Genomic DNA, 20,610 nt, shown 5'->3' with positions numbered 1-20,610 from the left:
GTCACGAGCCCAGGATCACCCGCAGGTCGGCCGCGTTCGCCTCGGTGACCTTCCACAGCTCCTGCTGGCGGCCGTGGACGTCGGCGACCGTCTTGGCGTGGTCGGCGAGCAGGTCCTTCGCACGTTCCACGAGCCTCGCGGCGAGGTGGCGGTCGTGGACCGAGACGCCCCACTCCGGGCGCTCGATGTCCCGCAGGAAGTACGCCATCTTCGGGTGCGAGATCAGGCTGATGATCGGCGTGCCGACGCCGAACGGGATCATGCCGGCGTGGCCGCGCATGCCGATGACCAGCTTGGTGCGCGCGTACAGGTCGCGGATCTCGTCGTTCTCGAAGTCGTACATCGGGATGACGGGCATCGAGATGCCGTGCTCGCGGCGCAGGTCGAAGGCGATCTTCTCGTCGTCGAGGGAGTGCGCCACGCACTTCACCGTGCCCAGCTCCCCCAAGTCCCGCACGGCCTGTGCCATTTGGGCGAGGAAGTAGGAGTAGTCGTGGCCGAAGCGGAGGCCCGCGCGGTCGTAGGCGGCGTTGATCAGGATCGTGTCGTCCCGCTCGGCCGGGTCCTGCCAGCCCGCGACCAGCCGGCGCATGACCGTGGTGGGGCAGGGCTGGAAGCGGACCTTGTCGTGCAGATGCGACGGCAGCATCGCACGGACCTTCTCGATCGAGCCGTGGTTGCGCAGGCCGAAGAAGGCGGACCGCTCGACGAGTCGGAGCAGTGACTCGCGGAAGCGGTTGGCCCGGTAGGACTGGCCGTCGAAGGCGTTGAAGCCGACGGCGAAGACCGCGATCGGGACGTCGATGCGGTTCAGCAGCGCGTCCGGGACGTTCCACTGCCAGGCGCTGTTGCCGTTCGGCATGGTGTCCGGGATGAACAGGCCGCCCCCGCCGATGACCAGGCCCCGGCGGGCGTTGACGCGCTCCAGCGCCGCCTCGTCGAACAGGCGGTGGGCGTGGACGGAGTGCCAGCGGAGGGACGTGGTGTCGGGGCCGAAGGCGAGGCGGACGGTCTCCGGGAGGAGCTTGTCGCCCGCGTTGCCCTGCCGGTCCATGTAGAAGGCGACGTGGGCGAGTTGGTCCTCGGCGCTGCCCCGTTCCTGCGAGGGCACGGCGGCGGCCCGCTGGGCCCACAGCCGGCTCGGCCGGTGCGTCGGGTCGACGGTGATGCCGGCGGTGGCGTACCGCAGTGCCTCGGTGTGGTCGCCGTGCACCCAGGCCATCTGCGCGAGCCGGGCGTAGGCGGTGGCGGCCCGGTTGGGGGCGGCGGTGGCCAGCAGCAGCTGGGCCTTGGCCTCCTCGTAGCGGGAGACGCTCATCAGGGCGTGACCGAGGACCTCGTGCGGCCAGGCCTCGTCCAGCGGGATGCGGACGCTCTCCAGGATGTCGACCGCGTCCTGGTAGTCGCCGTTCGCGATGTGCGCGGCGGCGACCTTGCGGGCCACCTCGACATCGCCGGTGCGCCGGACGTGCGGGGTGCCGAAGTGGACGACCAGGTCGTGGTGGAGGCCGCCGCTGGAGTCCAGGTAGGCCGCCTGGAAGTCGGCGTCGGACAGCTCGTACGCGCGCCACTTCTCCTCGGCCTGGCTGTACCCGGCCTCGCCGCCCTGCCACGGCTTGTGGCGGCCGGTGAAGTGCAGGATCGCGGTGTCGTCGGGGACGGGCAGGTCACCGGAGAGCCGCCGCTTGACGAAGTTGTAGCGCGGGTCGAGGCGAATGAAGTCGCCGTCGAGGACGGCGTTGAGGATGCCCTGGTCGTGCTTGTCGAGCTCGTAGTCGCCGGAGCGGCCGCACTTGTCGAGCTTCGCGCAGAACTCGTCGCTCAGGTACTCGCGCTGGATGACCAGGAGCCCCGAGTTGAGCTTGTGCTGCCCGTAGAAGAACTGCGGGACGGCCGCCAATCCCTCGCGCAGTTCCAGGAGTTCGCGCAGATCGCCCAGCACCACCATGTCGGTGTCGAGGGTGATGACGGTGTCGTACTCCCGGATGCGGAACACATCGAGGATGAAGTAGGCCTTGCGGACCAGGTAGTTGTCCTGGTCGCCCTTCTTGTAGGCGTCGTAGTGCGTGTCGTTGACGCGCTTGAGGACGATCCGCGGGTGCAGGGCGCGGATCCTGGCTATCGAGCCGGGGCGCAGGTCGTCGTAGAGGACGACGAAGTCCTCGCACACGCTCGGGTTGGACAGCGCGAGGCTCCTGAGGAGGGTCAGGAAGCCGGGCAGGTAGTTCTCGTCGACGTACGACGCGAAGGCGATGCGGCGCTTGCCGGTGAGGGCCGCCGCGTCGGTGACGGGCGCCGCGGTCAGGGTGTTCGTGGTCATCGCAGGGAGATCCTCATGTCGGTCACGCTCTGGGCCCGCTGCATGACCCATGCCTTCTCGCTGGTGTATTCGTGCACGGACGTGATCGCGAGCTTCATGGCCTCCTGGACGCGGTAGGCGCCGCTCTCGTAGAAGTCGAAGCCGATCAGGTCGAGGGTCGGGCTGACGTCCAGGAAGTCCAGCAGGTAGAGCATGTTGAAGCCGGTGGTCGGGATGCCGGACCAGACGTCGGTGCCGAGCTTGCCGATGTTGCGTACCGGCCAGCGCAGCGACTCGTCACCGAGGAAGGTCTGGGCGCCGGGGACGAGCCGGTTGCGCAGCGAGTACTTCCAGTCGCCGGAGATCCCGCCGAACACCAGCCGGGTGTCGACCCGTTGGTCCCAGTTGAAGCCGTGCTTGTGGATGGTGGCGTGGATGTCGGTGCGGCTGCCGGTGTGCCTGGGATCGATCTTGTACGAGTTGAAGCGGACGACGATGTCGTACGCGTCGATCTCGGCGCCCATCGAACTGGCGCCGACACGCCCGGAGTTGGCGATCAGGCAGATCGACTTGCCGGCGATGCGGTTGCGGAACTCGCCGAGGCTGATCCACTGCACGCCGCCGATGGTGGGGTCGGCGACGGGGCCGCGCATGCGGTTGCGGCGCTGCTCGGCGTAGAGGGCGAGGGCCTCGGTGAGGGCGGGGAGGTCCGTCTCCTGCGTCATGCGCAGGTCCAGGTACTGGCTGAGGAGTTCCTGCCGGTCGGCGACCGGGGCGTCCTCGGCGGCCAGGGTGAGGAGCGCTCCCACGAGGCGCGGCTCGGCCTCGGTCCAGTCTCCTACGGCCTGGGCGGCGAGGCCCTCGGCCCACACGTCGGTGGCGGCACGCCGGGTGAACTCCTCGGCGCGCGGGTTCTGCCGTCGCAGCAGCGCGAGCAGTGCGCGCTCCGTCTCGGCGGCGGCGCGCAGTCCGGCGATCTTGGCGCGGACGCCGAAGCCGTCGTCGTCGGTGAGGGCGAGGTACTTGTCGTACGCCTCGACGGCCTCGGTCTCCTCGCCGAGCGTCTCCAGGAGCCGGGCGCGCAGCCGCCAGCCGGCGCGGGAGTTCTTGCGGTGGGCGAGGACGGTGTCGGAGATGACGAGGGCGAGGTTCAACTCGTCGTCGTAGCCGCACTCCAGGGCCTTGTTGGCGACGGCGAGCAGGGCGTCGAGGAGCTCGTTGCCGATGCCGTTCGCGGGGGCGGCGGTGCCCTTGACGGCCCGCTTGAGCAGGGCGGTGGCGCCGCCGGACGGGGCGGGCGCGGCTCCGGACGTGGCGGTCGTGCCCCACACGACGAGCAGCTTGCGGAGCTGCTCGGCGAGTTCGACGCGGCGCCGGTCGATGCTGCCGACGACCTTTCCGCTGTGCACCGCGCAGGCGCGCAGGCAGTTGTCCAGCTCCCCTCCACGCGCACGTGCACGTCTCTTCTGGACCGTCGTCATGGCACTCCCGTTTTGTCTTCTTACCAAAGCTGAGACGAGTTCTTGTGCTTTACCGCTTGCGTGGGGGGATTCCGAGGGAATTTAGGAAGCCAAAACGACATCCAGGTGAACTCACCGGGACCGGGCGGCCAATCGTTGGCTCGCGGTCCAAGACATCCCTGTGATTCGGACTAATGTCCCTGTGTACACCCGTAGGAACAGCTGTCGAGGGGATATCCGTGACCACGATCACCGTCAGCGAGGTGACGGAGACACCCCGGCGGCCGGAGCGGACGGCACCCCGCGAGACCCGGCTGCGCGCCCTGGACGGGTTGCGTCTGGTGGCCGCGCTGATGGTGGCGGCATACCACTACGGCGGCCGGGGCGGCGATGTCACGACGGCCTGGGGAAGTTCCCCGAAAGACCAGTTCCCGACGCTGCACCAGTATTTCTCGTACGGCTGTCTCGGCGTCCAGGTCTTTTTCGTGATCAGTGGATTCGTGATCTGCATGAGCGGCTGGGGCAGGCCGCTGAAGTCGTTCTTCGCGTCCCGCGCGTCCCGCCTGCTGCCCACGTACTGGGCGGCGGTCGTCCTGGTCACCGCCGTCTTCGCCCTCCCGGTGGTGGCGTACAAGACGGTGTCGCCGAGCGACGCGCTCGTGAACCTGACGATGCTCCAGCAGCCGCTCGGCGTCGACCGGGTGCTGGGCGTGTGCTGGACGCTGTGGGCGGAGGTCCGCTTCTACGCCCTGTTCGCCCTGTGCGTGGTCCTGCCGGGTGCCTCGCGTCGCCGGGTGATCCTGTTCTGCGCGGGCTGGACGCTGGCGGCGGCGATCACGCAGGCCGCACACCAGCCGCTGTTCGATGTCGTACTGATGCCCGAGTACGCCCCGTTCTTCATCGGCGGTGTCGGCCTCTATCTCGTCCACCGCGACCGGCGGGACGTGTACGCGTGGGGCATCGTCGGCGTCAGCTTCCTCATCGGCCAGCACTACGCGGTCCGCGGCCTGTGGAACGCCGGCGACCCGAACGCGTTCGCGCACCGCACCTCCAGCGGGATCGTCCTCGTGGTCGCGCTCGGCTTCCTCGCGGTCGCGGCGATCGCGCTGGGCTGGCTCAACTGGGCGAACTGGCGCTGGCTGACGGTCGCCGGAGCACTGACGTACCCCTTCTACCTGGTCCACGAGCACCTCGGCTGGGTGGTGATCCACGCCCTGCACATCGGCCTCGGCCTGCCGTCGGCGGAGACCTTCGCACTGACGGTCGCGGCGATGCTGCTGCTGGCCTGGCTGCTGAACCGCTACGTGGAGAAGCCGCTGACCCCGAAGCTGCGTTCGGCTCTGGCCAAGGCCAGGTGACGTCGTTCATCCGCCGCACGTCTATACAGCCCCGCTCCCCTCTGCGGCGTCCGCGATCCCGGTGATGATCAGAGCCAGGCCCTCCTCGAAATGCCGGTCGTAATCCGCGAAGACCTCTTTGCCCGCCGCCGCCGACAGCGGGAAGTCGGCCATCAGGCGGGCCCGTTCCTCGACGTCGACCCCCGGCTGCATGCCCTGTTCCTCGGTGACGAAGCCGAGGGTGTAGAAGTACGTCGTCGAGGACGCGCGGACCGCCTGGGCGAGGGTGAAGCCGGCCGCCGTGAACAGGCGCAGGTTGTCCTCCATCGCCTCCGCGTGCACGAGGCTCGTGAAGCGTGAGCCGCTGAAGACCTTGGCGCCGTCGCGGTAGCCGAGCAGCGCGGCCCGCAGTCCGCGGTTGGACTTCAGCAACCGCTCCCGCCAGGTGTCGCCGGGATCCAGCGGGGTGCCGGCGATCATCCGCCGGTACATCTCCGTCGCCATCTCGTCCAGCAGCGCCTGCTTGTCCTTGAAGTGCCAGTACAGGGCGGGCGCCTTGACGTCGAGCTCCTTGGCGATGGCCCGCAGGGTCAGGCCGTCCAGGCCCAGCTCGTTCAGGAGCTTCAGGGCGGTCTCGGCGACTCGTTTGCGGTCGAGGGGCGCGCGGCGTTCCGTACTCACGCTTGACACCTTAACAGCGTTAAGGGCAGCCTTGTCGTCGACGGCACTTAACAGCGTTAAGGAGAGAAGCGATGGATGTTCTGATCGTCGGAGCCGGCCCGACCGGCCTCGCCCTCGGTATCGACCTCGCGCGGCGCGGCGTGGACGCGCTGGTGGTGGAGAAGGCCGACGCCCTGTTCCCCGGCTCGCGGGGCAAGGGCATCCAGCCGCGCACGATGGAGGTCTTCGACGACCTCGGCGTGCGGGCCGCGATCCGCGCGGCGGGGGGCACCTATCCCGTCGGGATGATCTGGCAGGACGGCGAGCGGGTCGGCGAGCACCAGATGTTCGACCCGGCCGAGGCGACGGAGGACTCGCCGTACAACGAGCCCTGGATGGTCCCGCAGTGGCGGACGCAGGAGATCCTCGCGGCGCGGCTGGCGGAGCTGGGCGGCGAGGTCGCCTTCGGCCGCGAGGTCACCGGTCTCACGCAGGACGAGGACGGCGTGAGCGTGCGCTTCGCGGACGGCCCGGACCTGCGCGCCCGGTACGTCGTCGCCGCCGACGGCGGCCGCTCCGCGGTGCGCCGGGCCCTGGGCATCGCCATGACCGGCGAGACCGTCGACCCGAACCCGATGCTGGTGGCGGACGTCCGGCTGACCGGCCTCGACCGCGAGTACTGGCACGTGTTCCCGCCCCGCGGGGACGGCGACGGCTTCCTGGCGATCTGCCCGCTGGCCGGGACCGAGGACTTCCAGGTGGTGGCCCAGTTCCCGGAGGGCACGGCCGTGGACGTCTCCCTCGAAGGCGTCCGCAAGGTGGTCGCCGACCGCTCCCACCTCACCCCGGACGCCGTGACGGAACTCCGCTGGTCCTCCGACTTCCGCCCCCGCCAGGCCCTCGCCGACCGCTTCCGCTCCGGCCGCGTCTTCCTCGCCGGGGACGCGGCCCACATCCACTCACCGGCCGGCGGCCAGGGCCTCAACACCAGCGTCCAGGACGCCTACAACCTGGGCTGGAAGCTGGGCGCCGTGCTCGCGGGGAGCGCACCGGAGTCCCTCCTCGACACCTACGAGGAGGAGCGCCGCCCCATCGCCGCCCAGATGCTGGGCCTGACGACGAGCGTCCACCGCGGGGAGACGCGGCGGGGCGACGCGACGCGTCAGCTGGGGCTGGGGTATCGGGGCTCGTCCCTGACACAGGAGACGGGCGAGGTGCCGGGCCCGCTGAGGGCGGGTGACCGCGCCCCTGACGGGATGCTGGGTGAGGTACGGCTGTTCGACGCGTTCCGGGGGCCGCACTGGACGCTGGTGGCGGTGGGCGTGGACGTTCCGCGGACGCCGGAAGCGATCAAGGTCGTGCACGGGGCGAGCCAGGCGTCGTACGGCGAGGGCCTGTTCCTGGTACGCCCGGACGGCTACGTCGGCTGGGCGGGCGGGACGGCAGCCGGGCTGAAGAACTACTGGGTACGGGCCGGTCTCTGATCAGGCGCTCGCCAGCGACAACTTCACCGCGAACCCGAGGAACAACGCCCCCGCGGCCGACGTCGCCCCCGCCGACAACCGCTTCCGCCTCCGGAACGCGTCCGCCAGCCGTGTCCCGCTGAAGATCAGCGCGGTGAGGTACAGGAAGCTCGCGGCCTGCGCGAACGCCCCCAGCACCACGAAGGACAGCGCCGGATACGCGTACCCGGGATCGACGAACTGCACGAAGAAGGCGACGAAGAACAGGATCGCCTTGGGGTTGAACAGGCTGATGACGAGAGCCCGGCGGTAAGGCCGCTCATAGGAGGCCCCCTCGGACGCCTCCTCGACGGCCGCTTCCTTCCTCGACCGCCACATCCCCCACGCGGCCCGCAGCATCCCCACCGCCAGCCACGTCAGATACCCGGCGCCCGCGTACTTCACGATCCCGAACAGCACGGCGTTGGCCTGGAGCAGGGACGCCACCCCGGCAGCCGACAGCGTCATCAGGACGGTGTCCCCGCACCACACCCCGGCCGCCGCGGTGTACCCGGCCCGGACCCCGCGCCGGGCGGCGACGGACAGGACGTACAGCGAGTTGGGACCGGGCAGCAGGACGATCAGGACGAGTCCTGCCAGGTAGGTGGGGAGGTCTATGACACCGAGCATGGGAAGGAGTCTCGCACGCTAGAACGAATGCGAGGGAGTGTAGGTCCCCCACACCTCCCGCAGGGCACCGCACACCTCCCCGACCGTCGCCCGCGCCCGCAGCGCCTCCTTCATCGGGTACAGGACGTTGTCCTCCCCTTCCGCCGCCTTCCTGAGGGCGTCGAGGGCCGCGGCCACCGCAGCCCCGTCCCGTTCCGCCCGCAGCCGCGCCAGCCGCTGCACCTGCTGGGCCTCGATCGCGGGATCGACCCGCAGCGGCTCGTACGGCTCCTCCTCGTCGAGCCGGAAGCGGTTGACGCCGACGACGATCCGTTCGCCCGCGTCGGTCTCCTGGGCGATCCGGTAGGCGTTGCGCTCGATCTCGTCCTTCTGGAAGCCGTGCTCGATGGCCGCGACCGCGCCGCCGAGGTCCTCGACCCGGCGCATCAGGTCGAGGGCCGCCGCCTCCACGTCGTCGGTCATCTTCTCGACGACGTAGGAGCCGGCGAAGGGGTCCACGGTGGCGGTGACGTCCGTCTCGTGGGCGAGCACCTGCTGGGTCCGCAGCGCGAGCCGCGCGCTCTTGTCCGTGGGGAGGGCGATCGCCTCGTCGAAGGAGTTGGTGTGCAGGGACTGGGTGCCGCCCAGCACCGCGGCCAGGGCCTGGACCCCGACCCGGACGAGGTTCACCTCGGGCTGCTGGGCGGTGAGTTGGACACCGGCCGTCTGGGTGTGGAAGCGGAGCATCATCGACTTGGGGTTCCGGGCGCCGAACTCGTCCCGCATCACGCGGGCCCAGATGCGCCTCGCGGCACGGAACTTGGCGACCTCCTCCAGGAGCGTCGTACGCGCCACGAAGAAGAAGGAGAGGCGGGGTGCGAAGTCGTCGACGTCCATCCCGGCCGCCACCGCCGTGCGCACGTACTCGATGCCGTCCGCGAGCGTGAACGCGATCTCCTGCACGGGGGACGCGCCCGCCTCGGCCATGTGGTAGCCGGAGATCGAGATGGTGTTCCACCTCGGGATCTCGGCCCGGCAGTACTTGAAGATGTCGGCGGTCAGCCGGAGGGAGGGCTTCGGCGGGAAGATGTACGTTCCCCGCGCGATGTACTCCTTCAGGACATCGTTCTGGATCGTGCCCGTGAGGCGGTCAGCGGGTACGCCCTGTTCCTCGGCGACCAGTTGGTAGAGGAGCAGGAGCAGCGCCGCGGGGGCGTTGATCGTCATCGACGTGGAGACCTGGTCCAGGGGGATCCCGTCGAAGAGCACCCGCATGTCGTCGACCGAGTCGATCGCGACGCCCACCTTGCCGACCTCGCCGTGCGCGAGGGGGGCGTCGGAGTCGTGGCCCATCTGGGTGGGCAGGTCGAAGGCGACGGAGAGTCCGGTGGTGCCGTGGGCGATGAGCTGCCGGTAGCGGGCGTTGGACTCGGTGGCCGTGCCGAAGCCGGCGTACTGGCGCATGGTCCAGGGGCGGCCGGTGTACATGGTCGGGTACACGCCCCGGGTGTAGGGGTAGGCGCCCGGGTCGCCCAGCTTCTCCGCCGGGTCCCAGCCTTCCAGGGACCGCGGCCCGTACACCGGTTCGATGGGCAGTCCCGATTCCGACTCGCGCGCCATGGTGTGCCGCCTCCCGTCACTGGGGTACTGGTCCCCACAATGCCGCGCCGTTCGCGACGAGTCATCCGCGGGAATCATCTTCGGTGGCGGCGTGAGACGACGGGGGGCGCGATGCGTACCGGGGACATGAGGAGAGCGGTCGCGGCGCTGGCGGTCGTGGTGGTGGCCGGTGGCTGCACCGTGCAGGCGACCGACGGCGACGGGAAGAGCCGGGCGCCGGTGCGCATCGAGATGCCCGGCAGCGCCTCGCCGACACCGCGCACCACCCCGCCCACCCCCGCCTCTGCCACGCCGGCCAAGGTGCTCTGGTCCCGCGGCGACTCCGGACGGGACATCCGCGAGCTCCAGGCCCGGCTGCGGCAGGTGGCCTGGATCTTCGAGGGGCCGACGGGGACGTACGACGACGCGACCGTGGACGCCGTCAAGGGCTTCCAGGGCAAGCGCGGGCTGCCGAAGACCGGCGAGACCGACTCCGTCACCTGGCAGCGGCTGCTGAGGATGACGCGCGAGCCGGGCAAGTGGGAGCTGTACCTGATGGGCGGACAGCCCGCCGACGCGCCGGACGCCCGCTGCATGACGGGGCGGGTGCTGTGCATCAGCAAGTCCAGCCGTACGTTGCGCTGGATGGTGGACGGCAGGACGCTCGAGACGCTGCCGGTGCGGTTCGGGACCGACAGCACCCCCACCCGGGAAGGCGTCTTCCACGTCTACTGGAAGTCCCGCGACCACTACTCGACGCTCTACCACTCGCCGATGCCGTACGCGATGTTCTTCAGCGGCGGCCAGGCCGTGCACTACTCGACGGACTTCGCGGCCCGTGGCTACGCGGGCGGCTCGCACGGCTGCGTCAACGTCCGCGACGAGGCGGCGATCTCGGAGCTCTTCGACGAGGTCCGCACCGGCGACAAGGTCGTCGTGCACTGGTGACCCGCGGGAGGGAAGTGTGGGGCGCGGGCGGGACCGGGGGAACGTGTCCCACCCGCGCCGATGCACGAGCCGTGGGTACGGGGGGAACCCCGGCTCTGTGCGACGGCCGATGACCAGTCGGCTCACTCAGTACTGCGCCTCCGGGTCCGAAAACGTCACACCCCCCGGGAAAAAGGTCCGCGGGAGCCGGTGCGGGCGGTCTCAGAGGGCCGAGGACGACGGGCTCGGCTCCGGCTGCGCGGAGGACGCCGTCCTCTTCGGCAGCAGCGGGGCGGTGGTGTCGGGCTCCGGCGGGGAGTAGCCGCCGTCGGGGTCGTGGCGGTTGCCGCCGCGGTGGTCACCGCCTCTGTGGTGGCCGTCGTCGTCACCCTTGCCGTTGCCCCGGCCGCCGCCCTTGCCGCCCCGGTCGTGACGGCCCTTGCCCTTGCCGCCGTCCCCGTCCTCACCGGCCTGGGCGTCGGACCGGGCGCCGGAGGAGCTGTCCAGGACGCCCTGGCAGAACTTCCACACCCGCGTCGAACCGCCGGCCAGGCCTTCCAGGGCACGGCGGCGGTCGGTGGACAGCGCCTTGCCGTCCCGCAGGTCACGGCAGGCCGAGGGCGCCGCGCCCCACCAGGAGCCGGGCTTGCCGTCCTTGCCGTCCCTTCCGGCACCCGGCGAGCTGCTCGCGCCGTCCCGGGCGGTGTCACGGCCGGCGCCCTCCTCCGCGGCACCGGCGCTGGAGCCGTCGGGGGTCGGCTCGTCCCCGCCGGTGCCCTGGGGTGACGGCGAGCCGAGCGGGCGGTCCGAGGTCACGGCGGCCGAGACCGAGGCGTTGGGGCCGGGTTCGCCGGCGCCGAACGGGGTCGGCAGCAGCCCGGCACCGGCCGCGGCGGCCACTCCGCCGGCCATGCCGAAGGCCAGCGCGGCGGCGAGCGCGAGCCGGACGGGGCGGTTGCGGCGCGGGCGGCGGCCGGGCGGTGCCGCGGGCCCGTGCCCGCGCCGTCCGCCGATCCGGACGAGGCCGACGTCGGCGTGCGCGCCGGCGGTGGCCCCGTGCTCCGTGCGCACCGTGCCCGGACCCCGGTCGGCGTGCGCCTTGCGGAACGCGGCCAGGGCGGCTTCCTCGCCGGGGAGTTCGGTGGTGCTCGGCGGCGGGTCCACGGACAGCGCGCCCAGGGTCTTGGCGAGTCGCTCGGCTTCGTCACGGGCGGTGGGCTCGACAGCGTTGTCCAGTGACTCACCGCGCAGCAGCCGCTCCGCCAGCTCTTGGTTCAGCCACTCGTACTGCTCGTCGGCCATCACATGTCCTTCTGCGTCCGCGGACGCGTATGCGTCACACTCGCGGACGTCACCGCACGGCTGCGCGGTTCTCGCTGCGGCGGCAGGGCGTCGAGCCCGCCGGCCGATTCCGGATCGGTGCCGAGGAGTTCGGCGAGCCTCTTCAGTCCGCGGTGCGCGGCCGTGCGGACGGCTCCCGGCCGCTTGCCCAGGGTCTGCGCCGCGGTCTTGGCGTCCAGGCCCACCACCACGCGCAGTACGACCGCCTCGGCCTGATCCTGCGGCAGCCGGGCGATCAGGGAGAGGGTGCTGTCGGTGGCCAGGGCCTCCATCGCCTCGCCCGCGGTATCGGACTCGGCGGCCTTCCCGGTCAGTTCCGTTTCGTCGCCGCCGATGGCCGGGCGGCGGCCGCGCATGCGTATGTGGTCCAGGGCGCGGTTGCGGGCGATACGGGCGGCCCAGCCACGGAACCGGTCGGCGTCCCCCTCGAACCGCTCCAGGTCCCGGGCGATCTGCAGCCATGCCTCGGAGGCGACGTCCTCGGCGTCCGGATCGCCGACCAGCGTCCGGACGTATCCGAGCAGCCGCGGGTGCACGGCGCGGTACACAGTCCGGAACGCGGTCTCGTCCCCGTCCTGTGCCGCGAGCACCGCGGCGGTCAGCTCCGCGTCATCCCCCAGCACGCATGGTTCCTCGGTCGATGGTCGCGGCCCCCCGGGGCCGCCTGCGATTGCGGTGGTTCCTCGCCTACCGCTCGGCGCGAAAGGCACGTTACGACCTGAAACCGCTGCTCGTCCATGTCCGTACAAGATGCAACCACCTCGTGACGGGGTGGGCCGAAGCCGGTGGCGGCCGGGGGTGTGACAGAAAACGCACTCATGGCGCTGTAGGAAGTACGGGCCGCCGCGCGGCCCGTGCCGCGCGACGGCCGGGGCCTCTCCTGTGGGGGGTGGCGGCCCCGGCCGTCTCCGCGTGCCGCCCAGGCAGGACACAGGGCAGAGCGGCAGCGCCGGCTCCGCGTCCCGGTCCCGGGGATTCTTTCGGGGGTTACTGCTTCTTCTTGCCCTTGGCCTTGGCCTTGTCGGGCTGCTTGTCGCTGTTGCCCTTGTCCGGCGTCCTGCCCGGCTTGTCCGGCGTCCCGCTCTGCGCCAACTGCCGTACGCAGTACGCCGCGACCTTCTCCTCGCCGCCCGCCGCCTCGATCAGCCGCTGCCAGGCCGTCGAGTTCAGCGCGTTGCCACGGCCCTGGACGTTCTCGTAGGCGCGGCAGTGCGCCTCGGTGTCCTGGGCGGTGACCGGGCGGTCCGAGGGGGCGGAGGTGGTGGCGTCCGGGGTGGTGCCCGCCTGCTCGGAGGCGGAGGCGGCGCTGTGCGGCTGCCGTTCCCGGGCCCGGTCGGCGGCGTCGGAGGACGAGGAGGAGCCGGAGGTACCGATCGCGGCGAAGGCGACGCCGCCGATGGTGAGGCTCGCCACGAGCACGGAGAGGGTGGTCTTCAGCGAGCGGCCGAGCCTCCGCTGCTCCCGGGGCCGCCAGTCGTCCCGGCGGCGGGTCCGGGCGCGGAGCGCGCCGCCGTCCCGGGCGGCCAGGAACGCGGCGACGGCCCGCTGCTCGCCGTCGCCCTGGGGGTGCACCCGCATGGCGTCGGCGAGGAGTTTCTCCAGACCGTCCGTGCCCTGCCGGTCGGTTGCCTGTCGGCCGGGGACGCCGGCGCCTGGGTGCACACGCCGACGGCCGTGGCCCCCGCCGCTCTGCCTTTCACCCATGTCCGTTCCTGTCTCTGTCCGGCCCGTCGTCGCTCACTTCGACTCCCCCAGCGTGCGGGGGTCGTCATCCGTCACACTCTCGACGCCCAGCTGCTGGGCGAGGCGCTTGAGGCCCCGGTACGCGGCGGTGCGCACGGCGCCGGGGCGCTTGCCGAGGACGCGGGCGGCGGCGGGACCGTCGAGGCCGACGACCACCCGCAGCAGCACGGCCTCCGCCTGATCCCGCGGCAGCCCGCGCACCAGCTCCAGGGCGTACTCGGTGGACAGCGACTCCAGCGCCTGGTCGTGGGTGCTGTGCGGGCCGGGCAGATCCAGTACGTCCTGTTCGAGCGCGGCCGACCGGGGCCGTACCTTCTGCCGCCGCAGGTGGTCCAGCGCCCGGTGCCGGGCGATGGTCGCCGACCAGCCGCGGAAGCCCGCCCCGTCGCCCTTGAACCGGCCGAGGTCGCGGGCGATCTCCAGCCAGGCGTCGGAGGCCACGTCCTCGGCGTCGTCGCCGACGATGCCGCGGAGGTAGCCGAGCAGTCCGGGCTGCACGATCCGGTACGCGACCGCGAAGGCGGCCTCGTCGCCGTCCTGGGCCCGCGCGACAGCCGCGCCGAGCTCGACGTCGTACGTCTGCACGCGGCGGGGTTCGCCTCCTCGACCCAAGAACTGTCCTCGTTCATGCTGGTTCGCGGCGATGTCGCACCGTAGGCGCGCTCGCCCTTCCGCCGAGCGGGATGCTCAGCCCTCCACGGTCATCAGCGCCGGGCCGCACGGAAGTGTCACTGTCCGCGGCCCTGCCGTCCGTCAGGCGGCGGTCCGCCGGGACCGGCCGTGCAGGGTCAGATAGAAGGTCTGCAGGGAGTCCTCGGGGCCGCTCGACCCGAAGCGGTTGAGGACCTTTCCGAGCGGGTTCCAGACCCGGCCGTCGGGCATCCGGACGCCGACCTCCTGGCCGAAGTACGCGCGCTGCGTGGCGTCGAGGTCGACCCACTCCGCGCCCGCCCGGCGCACCAGCACCTCACCGACGTAGGCACCGAGGCCGGTCAGCGGTGCGCGGACCCGGTCCTCGTCGGCGCCGCCCTTGCGCAGTCCGTCGATCAGGAAGTCGACGACCCGCAGACTGGCCACCGAGTAGTCCAGCGGCAGTCGGCTGCGGGCGGTGATCCCCGTGACGAACTCCGCGGCCCGCCCCCGCATCCCGGCCGCACACACCACGCTCTCGGCCTGCTTCCCCATGAGCCCCACCCCATTCGCTCGGCTCTCCCGCTGTTCCAGCGGCTGCCGTCCCGCGAACATCACGGGTCCCGGGCGTGGCGATTCCCACACAGGAAAACCACCGTCTCCGTACAACCATCCGGCCCAGTGATGTTTGGCCATAGCTGAGCGCTCTGTGTATGGGCTGCCCAAGTGGCAGGCGCTACGAACGAGTTCATTTCACAGGGGTGGGGTAGTTGAGTCCTCGCAGCAGCCGTGCGTACAGACCGCTCAGTCTCAGGAGACGGGCCTGGCTCACCGCCGGGGCCGTCCTGCTGAGCGGCGCGGGCATCGTGACGTACGCGATGGCCGACCAGGGCGCGCAGTCGGACGGCAGGGCCGCGGCCCGCAAGCCCGCCATCCACACGCTGAAGCTCCAGAGCACGGGCGCCGGCCGCAAGAGCCTCGCCAAGCGGGACACGGACCGCTTCAGCGCGCTGCTGGTGACCTGGGACGACGCCGGGGCCAAGGCCAAGGGCACGCCCGAGGTGCGCACCCGGGACCTGGAGACCGGCGAGTGGTCCGGCTGGCGGAAGCTGGTCGTCGACCCCAGCCAGGCGGACGGCGCCGAGGGTGAGCGGGCCGCGCTGCGCGGCGGTACGGAGTCGCTGTGGACCGGTGACTCGGACGGCGTCGAGGTGCGGGTCGTGAACGCGGACGGCACCGCGGCGGGCGGACAGCCGGCCGGGATGGACGTCAAGCTGCTGGACCCGGGGACGGATCCGAAGGGCGGCGGGGTGGAGCCGGCCGCCTTCGTGGCCGAGACGACGACGCCGGAGGCTTCGGCCTCGCCGAGCGAGTCGGTGTCGCCGTCGGCATCGGTGCCGCCGTCGGCGTCGGCTTCCGAGTCGGCGTCGGCGTCACCCTCTCCGACGCAGACCGTCACCGCGTCTCCCTCCCCCTCCCCCACCTCCACCGTCCCGGCCCCCCGCCCCTCCACGGTCGTGAAGCCGCCGGTCATCACCCAGGCGGAGTGGGGCGCGTCCACGGACTACGACGGCACCCCGGGCTACGGCACCGAGATCAAGGCCGCCGTCATCCACCACACCGGCATGGACAGCGACAACACCCTGTCCTGCGCGGAGTCCCGGGCCCGGATGCGCTCCATCCAGCAGGAGCACTTCGCGCGCGGCTACTACGACATCGGCTACAACTTCGTCGTCGACAAGTGCGGCCAGATCTTCGAGGGCCGCAGCGGCGGCATGGACCTGCCGGTGACCGGCGCGCACGACATCGGGTTCAACACCAACACGGTCGGCATCTCGTACATCGGCAACTACGAGTCCGCCAAGCCCAGCAAGGCCGCGCTGGACGCCATCGCGCGGATCGTGGCGTGGAAGTTCGGGATGTACGGCATCGACCCGACGGGCAAGGTCACCCTGGTCTCCGGCAGTGACGCGGGCGTCGACGGCAACAAGGTCGCCAAGGGCAGCTCGATCACCCTGCCGCGCGTCTTCGGCCACCGGGACACCAACGCCACGGCCTGCCCCGGCGCCAACCTCTACTCCAAGCTGTCGCGGATCGCGGCGCTCGCGAAGACGCCGGGCATCTCGCACGCCCTCGCCACCTCCGACTACAACCGGGACGGCGTGACCGACCTGGTCGCGGGCGTGCCGAAGGCGAACGCGGTGAAGATCGTGCCGGGGAGCGTCAACGGGCCGGTGACGGCGGCGAAGGTGACGCTCACCCAGTCCAGCCCCGGGGTCCCCGGCTCCTCCGAGTCCGGTGACGCCTTCGGTACGTCGACCGCGTGGGGCGACGTGAACGGCGACGGTTACGCCGACCTCGCGATCGGCGCGCCCGGCGAGGACGACACCAGCGGCAACGCCGACCGCGGCCAGGTCACGGTGATGTACGGCCCGGCGCTGGACACCGGCTTCTCGTACACCACTTCGGGTGTCACGGCGGCGGGCGCGAAGCTCGGCTCGGCCGTGACCGTGGGCGATTTCAACGGCGACGGCAAGGCGGACGTGTTCGCGGCGGGCGCGGGCAAGGGCGGCAACTGGAACGTCCGGCTGACCGGCGGCAGGACGAGCTACGGCACGCTCACCACCGCCACTGGTGCGGTGGCCTACCTCGACGCCGCGACCGGCGACTTCAACCAGGACGGCTACGCGGACGTTGCCCTCAACTACCGCGACACCGGCGGCATCGGCCGCGTCGTCCGCTTCGCGGGCTCGGCGACGGGGCTGACCAAGGCCGGCGTGATCTCGGTCAAGGGCGGCCGGTCCATCGCGGCCGGTGACGTCAACGGCAACGGCTACGACGACATCGTCATCGGCCAGCCGGTGGCGTCCGAGTCCGGCGGCAGGCCGGGCGGGCAGATCACGATGGTGCCGGGCACGTCGACGGGCTTCACCACGACCGGCATGACGACGATCCACCAGGACACCTCCGGCGTCCCCGGCGGCGACGAGTCCGGCGACGCGTTCGGCAGCTCGGTCTCGGTCGGCGACTACAACGCCGACGGTTACGCGGACGCGCTCGCGGGCGCGCCGGGCGAGGACCTGATCCGCGACGGCGTGAACCGCACGAACGCGGGCAACGCGATCCTGGTCAAGGGCGGTTCGGCAGGCCTGACGGGTACGGGCGCGATCGCCGTCTCCCAGGACACCTCGGGCATCCCCGGCTCCACGGAGACGGACGACCGCTTCGGCTCCGCGGTCTCCCTGTCCGACCTCTCCGGCTACGGCCGCGCCGACCTCACCTTCGGCGCGGACGACGAGGACGGCGGCGACGGCATCCTCCTGCACCTCCCGAGCAACAGCACGGGCCTCGGCTGGTCGGAGGCGACGATCTACAGCAAGACGACCCTGTCGACCCCGACGGACGCGCGCCTGGGCCAGACGCTGACGCCGTAAGCCCGCAAGTCAACGGCCGGGGTCCCCACCACTGAACGGGATCCCGGCCGTTTTCCTTTTTCCCGGTACGTGGTCAGGTCGGCGAGGGCTCTAGCGGCCGGCGACCGTCGCGTCCCGGCACAGCAGCCGCAGCGACCCGGTCCCCGCGAAACACCGCCGCGCCTCGTCGATCGGGTCCCACAACCGCCCGTCGGGCGTGCGGATCCAGTGGTCGCCGCCGCTCGTCCACCACTCGGCGCCGGTCTGACGGACGATCACCTCACCGGCGTACGCACCGAATCCGCGCAGCACCGTGTCGACGGCGGCGTACGGAGTGTCCTCGCGGCGCAGGTCCTCGATCATCCGGTCGACGCGCCACAGGCTCTGTGCCGAGTAGTCGAGCCGCACCCGCGCGCCCTCGCGCATCGTCGCCACCGCGTCCGCCGCCCACCGCACGGGCTTCGTCGCGGCCGAGGGCCTGGTTTCGTACTGAGTCGTCACACCCTCAAGAGCGTTCCGGGAGTGTCGTTCGTCACCCGGATCCGGGCACCTCTCACATGTGTGTTCCGGGCGTGAGTGACGCTTCACGGTTCCCGTGCGCTCCAGTCACTGATGAGCATGTACTTCCACTTCCGTGCCGTACCGCCCGCGGCCCTGCGCAACAGCCCGGCCTGGCTGGAGAAGCTCTTCGAGGACGACTGGAACGCCGTACGCGAGCGGATCGGCCGGCATCGCGAAGAGGTGCTGGACAAGGGCTACCTCGACAACGAACTCCTGTACGCCGGCGGACGCGGCGCGGAGGGCCCGCGCACCCATGTGGTGCTCGGCGGCCGACCGCTCCCCCACCCCGACCCCACGCTCCCGCCGTTCCTGCTGCTCACCGCCGCGCAGACGGGCCGGGTCGCCTCCTATCTCGCCGAGGCCGACTTCGACGACCTGTGGCTGGACGCGCGCGACCTGCTGCTGCCGTCGTACGGCGGCGCGGACACCGAACCGGAGGTGCACGGCGTCTTCGCGGCGGCCCACCGCGACCTCACCGCGTTCTACGGACAGACGGCGCACTACGGCGACGCGGTGGTGAAGTGGCTGATGGTGTGAGGGAGAAGGGCCGAAAGGGGGATCAGGGGGTGGTCAGCGCTTGACGCGGGCCCGGCGGGACACCACCGCGCGCAGCACGCGCCGCCCCTCGACGGACACCTCCAGGGCCCGGCGCAACCCGGCCGTGCCGTGCCCGGCGAGCACTTCCAGGACGGTGACCTGGCGGCGCAGTTCGGCGGCGACGAGCGGCGGCATGCCCTCCGTACGGCCCTCACGGCAGGCGTCGAGCGGGGCGTCGTCCGCAGCCGGATCGAGCAGCCGGTGGATCTGCAGCGAGGCGACGGAGCAGGCGTCGGCCCACACCCGCACCCCGTCGGCGTCGAGCGCGGCCGGAGCGGCGTCGAGCATCCGGCGGGCGAGGGCCGCGGCCTCGTCCTCGGCGGCGTCGGCGGACCCGGCGAGCTTGCCGCGCGCCGCCTCCAGGCCCGCGCTCCAGTCACCGTCACCGGTGTCGGAGAGGCTCGCCCACAGGGGCCGCAGCAGCTCGTCGTCGCCGCCCAGCAACGGCACGCACCGATCCAAACAAGCCAACCCGCTGGCGGCCAGTCCGCGCTCGTCGGCCTGAGCGATCAGCTCCACCAGACTCATCCACGCCTCCCTGAGGGGTGCCGTCGAGCCGTCCGGAGCCCGGCGACACCTCTTCGCCTGCGGAACTCCCTAACGGAGCCCGCACTTCCCCTTACTGCGTGCAACGGCCCGGGAGTGTCACAGGGGCACCACGGACAACCGGTCGAGCAGCCGGAAGAACAGGTTTTCGGCCAGCGGATCGGGTTCGGCGGTGAGCACCTCGAGGAGTCGCTCGGGGTCCGCCGTCCGCCCGGCCTCCTCGGCCCAGGCGACGGCCCGTTCGGCGGCGTCGGGCGGTTCCAGGAAGTAGTCCTCCAGCGCGAGGCCGTCCGGACCGGCGCCGATGCGCGCGGCCATGGCCGTGCGGGCCAGACAGGTCGTCCAGGCCCCGCTCTCCGGTCCGGCCGCCTCGACGACCACGCAGTCGCTGTCCATCACATAGCCGAAGAGCGCGGGCGCCCCGCTCTCCCGGGCCAGCGCGTTCATGCTGCCGACGTCCCCGTCCCCGCTCGGGTACTCCCACACCTGCCACCCGCCGGCCGCCTCGCCCCTGAGGCTCAGCCCGCCGGCGACCCCGGCCAGCGCGTCCAGCTCCTTGAGCGGCCGCTCACTGCGGCCCACGACGAAATACCCCCAATAGCCCATTCCGGCTCCCCCCGGCACATTCTCGGCTGCGGCTCGGGCCGAATACACCACAGTCGTACGGCAGTTCGCAGCCGTATGGGGCAATCCGCCGCGACTCAGACGGGCAGGGGAGCGGGACCCGCGAGGGCCTTCTCGTACTGCATCCGGTTCAGTCGCAGCACGACGACGATGGCGAGGACGGCGGCCACGACGTCCACGGCGTCCGAGAACATCAGCTGCCCGACCGCGTCACGGACCTCGTCGGCGCTCTCGGCCTTGCGGTACGCGGTGGACGCGGTCCTGCCGGAGAGCAGCGAGATCACCCAGAACGTCCACCAGGTGTTGACCAGCCCGTGCGGCCGGGGCGCGCTCCAGGGGCTGCTGGCGTTCCAGATGTCCAGCGTCATCCGGCGCGGGTACCAGAGGTTGACGATCGGCACGATCCAGCCCCAGACCACCCAGCTGCGCTTCTTCTCGTGCCCGTACGGGTCGAAGACCTCGGCGTTGACCCGCACCCGGTGGAACCAGCACAGGAACAGGACGGCGGTGGTGAGCAGCGCGACGGTCTGGGCGATGCCGGCCGCGGAGTAGAGGCGGTCGGCGAAGTCGGCCCGCCCGTCGAGGAGGGCGCCGTTCTCCAGGTCGCCGCTCATGTCGTACACGTAGAAGCCCGCCCCGAGGGCGAACAGGTCGGTGGCGATGACCACGCCGAGCCCCGCGACGGCGGCCCGTCCGAGGCCGATCGGCGACTGCAGCCAGGCGGCCGGGGCGATGAAGTGGTCATGGCGATTGTCGATCACG

19 protein-coding genes are annotated in these 20,610 nt (G+C 71.6%); 5 read left to right on the top strand and 14 right to left on the bottom strand.

Annotated features, from left to right (window positions below):
- Position 1 precedes the first annotated feature (1 nt).
- Together ACFUO4_RS20910 and ACFUO4_RS20905 are read right to left on the bottom strand one after the other, a co-directional pair.
- The gene (locus tag ACFUO4_RS20910) at positions 2 to 2,320 is read right to left on the bottom strand and encodes a glycosyltransferase (protein WP_383486767.1); all 2,319 of its coding nucleotides are present in this window, start codon (positions 2,318 to 2,320) and stop codon (positions 2 to 4) included.
- Complete coding sequence (locus ACFUO4_RS20905; protein WP_383486764.1) at positions 2,317 to 3,780, bottom strand: glycosyltransferase family 29 protein; 1,464 nt, start codon at positions 3,778 to 3,780, stop codon at positions 2,317 to 2,319. The genes ACFUO4_RS20910 and ACFUO4_RS20905 overlap by 4 nt, the downstream gene beginning before the upstream one ends.
- A gap of 218 nt (positions 3,781 to 3,998) precedes the next feature.
- Between ACFUO4_RS20905 and ACFUO4_RS20900 the strand changes: the two genes are divergently transcribed.
- On the top strand, positions 3,999 to 5,117 hold the full coding sequence (locus tag ACFUO4_RS20900) for an acyltransferase family protein (protein ID WP_383486761.1): 1,119 nt from the start codon (positions 3,999 to 4,001) through the stop codon (positions 5,115 to 5,117).
- Positions 5,118 to 5,138: 21 nt separating this feature from the next.
- Here the strand turns inward: ACFUO4_RS20900 and ACFUO4_RS20895 are convergent, their stop codons facing one another.
- A complete protein-coding gene (locus ACFUO4_RS20895; RefSeq protein ID WP_079311168.1) occupies positions 5,139 to 5,777 on the bottom strand; it encodes a TetR/AcrR family transcriptional regulator C-terminal domain-containing protein in 639 nt (212 codons plus the stop codon).
- A 71-nt stretch (positions 5,778 to 5,848) separates the two neighbouring features.
- On the opposite strand from ACFUO4_RS20895, the gene ACFUO4_RS20890 reads away from it, so the two are divergent.
- Positions 5,849 to 7,240 carry an FAD-dependent oxidoreductase gene (locus ACFUO4_RS20890; protein ID WP_383486756.1) on the top strand — a complete coding sequence of 464 codons (1,392 nt, stop codon included), beginning with the start codon at positions 5,849 to 5,851 and terminating at the stop codon, positions 7,238 to 7,240.
- Here the strand turns inward: ACFUO4_RS20890 and leuE are convergent, their stop codons facing one another.
- Positions 7,241 to 7,888: a leucine efflux protein LeuE gene (gene leuE / locus ACFUO4_RS20885; protein ID WP_079311166.1), complete on the bottom strand. Its 648-nt coding sequence runs from the start codon at positions 7,886 to 7,888 to the stop codon at positions 7,241 to 7,243.
- A gap of 18 nt (positions 7,889 to 7,906) precedes the next feature.
- A complete protein-coding gene (locus ACFUO4_RS20880) occupies positions 7,907 to 9,487 on the bottom strand; it encodes a methylmalonyl-CoA mutase (protein WP_079311165.1) in 1,581 nt (526 codons plus the stop codon).
- A 111-nt stretch (positions 9,488 to 9,598) separates the two neighbouring features.
- Here ACFUO4_RS20880 and ACFUO4_RS20875 point away from each other — a divergent pair, with 111 nt between their 5' ends.
- Positions 9,599 to 10,414, top strand: a complete 816-nt coding sequence (locus ACFUO4_RS20875) for a L,D-transpeptidase family protein (RefSeq protein ID WP_383486752.1) — start codon at positions 9,599 to 9,601, stop codon at positions 10,412 to 10,414.
- 201 nt (positions 10,415 to 10,615) lie between these two features.
- Here ACFUO4_RS20875 and ACFUO4_RS20870 read toward each other — a convergent pair whose 3' ends face one another.
- The 5 genes from ACFUO4_RS20870 to ACFUO4_RS20850 form a co-directional block, all read right to left on the bottom strand.
- Complete coding sequence (locus ACFUO4_RS20870; protein WP_383486749.1) at positions 10,616 to 11,695, bottom strand: hypothetical protein; 1,080 nt, start codon at positions 11,693 to 11,695, stop codon at positions 10,616 to 10,618.
- Entirely contained in the window at positions 11,695 to 12,357 is a 663-nt protein-coding gene (locus ACFUO4_RS20865; RefSeq protein WP_383486746.1) for an RNA polymerase sigma factor, read from the bottom strand. Before ACFUO4_RS20865 ends, ACFUO4_RS20870 begins: the two co-directional genes overlap by 1 nt.
- Before the next feature lie 364 nt (positions 12,358 to 12,721).
- Complete coding sequence (locus tag ACFUO4_RS20860) at positions 12,722 to 13,438, bottom strand: hypothetical protein (RefSeq protein WP_383486743.1); 717 nt, start codon at positions 13,436 to 13,438, stop codon at positions 12,722 to 12,724.
- Between the two features lie 33 nt (positions 13,439 to 13,471).
- Positions 13,472 to 14,089 (bottom strand): RNA polymerase sigma factor, encoded by a 618-nt coding sequence (locus ACFUO4_RS20855; protein WP_059192744.1) that lies wholly within the window; start codon positions 14,087 to 14,089, stop codon positions 13,472 to 13,474.
- 141 nt (positions 14,090 to 14,230) lie between these two features.
- Positions 14,231 to 14,662 (bottom strand): hypothetical protein, encoded by a 432-nt coding sequence (locus ACFUO4_RS20850; protein ID WP_079311160.1) that lies wholly within the window; start codon positions 14,660 to 14,662, stop codon positions 14,231 to 14,233.
- 215 nt (positions 14,663 to 14,877) lie between these two features.
- Between ACFUO4_RS20850 and ACFUO4_RS20845 the strand changes: the two genes are divergently transcribed.
- Positions 14,878 to 17,541 carry an N-acetylmuramoyl-L-alanine amidase gene (locus ACFUO4_RS20845; RefSeq protein ID WP_383486740.1) on the top strand — a complete coding sequence of 888 codons (2,664 nt, stop codon included), beginning with the start codon at positions 14,878 to 14,880 and terminating at the stop codon, positions 17,539 to 17,541.
- Between the two features lie 90 nt (positions 17,542 to 17,631).
- Here the strand turns inward: ACFUO4_RS20845 and ACFUO4_RS20840 are convergent, their stop codons facing one another.
- On the bottom strand, positions 17,632 to 18,021 hold the full coding sequence (locus tag ACFUO4_RS20840; protein WP_079311787.1) for a hypothetical protein: 390 nt from the start codon (positions 18,019 to 18,021) through the stop codon (positions 17,632 to 17,634).
- Between the two features lie 111 nt (positions 18,022 to 18,132).
- Between ACFUO4_RS20840 and ACFUO4_RS20835 the strand changes: the two genes are divergently transcribed.
- On the top strand, positions 18,133 to 18,618 hold the full coding sequence (locus ACFUO4_RS20835) for a DUF1877 family protein (RefSeq protein ID WP_079311788.1): 486 nt from the start codon (positions 18,133 to 18,135) through the stop codon (positions 18,616 to 18,618).
- 33 nt (positions 18,619 to 18,651) lie between these two features.
- On the opposite strand, the gene ACFUO4_RS20830 is transcribed toward ACFUO4_RS20835, so the two are convergent.
- The 3 genes from ACFUO4_RS20830 to ACFUO4_RS20820 all read right to left on the bottom strand — a co-directional run bounded on the left by ACFUO4_RS20830 (position 18,652) and on the right by ACFUO4_RS20820 (position 20,609).
- The gene (locus ACFUO4_RS20830) at positions 18,652 to 19,206 is read right to left on the bottom strand and encodes a hypothetical protein (protein ID WP_383486737.1); all 555 of its coding nucleotides are present in this window, start codon (positions 19,204 to 19,206) and stop codon (positions 18,652 to 18,654) included.
- Positions 19,207 to 19,323: 117 nt separating this feature from the next.
- Entirely contained in the window at positions 19,324 to 19,830 is a 507-nt protein-coding gene (locus ACFUO4_RS20825) for a hypothetical protein (protein ID WP_383486734.1), read from the bottom strand.
- 95 nt (positions 19,831 to 19,925) lie between these two features.
- The gene (locus tag ACFUO4_RS20820; protein ID WP_383486731.1) at positions 19,926 to 20,609 is read right to left on the bottom strand and encodes a DUF4328 domain-containing protein; all 684 of its coding nucleotides are present in this window, start codon (positions 20,607 to 20,609) and stop codon (positions 19,926 to 19,928) included.
- Position 20,610: the final 1 nt, after the last annotated feature.

This window comes from Streptomyces sp. NPDC057280, assembly GCF_042668605.1.
GTDB lineage: Bacteria > Actinomycetota > Actinomycetes > Streptomycetales > Streptomycetaceae > Streptomyces.
This window is presented reverse-complemented; position numbering and strand designations above follow the sequence as displayed.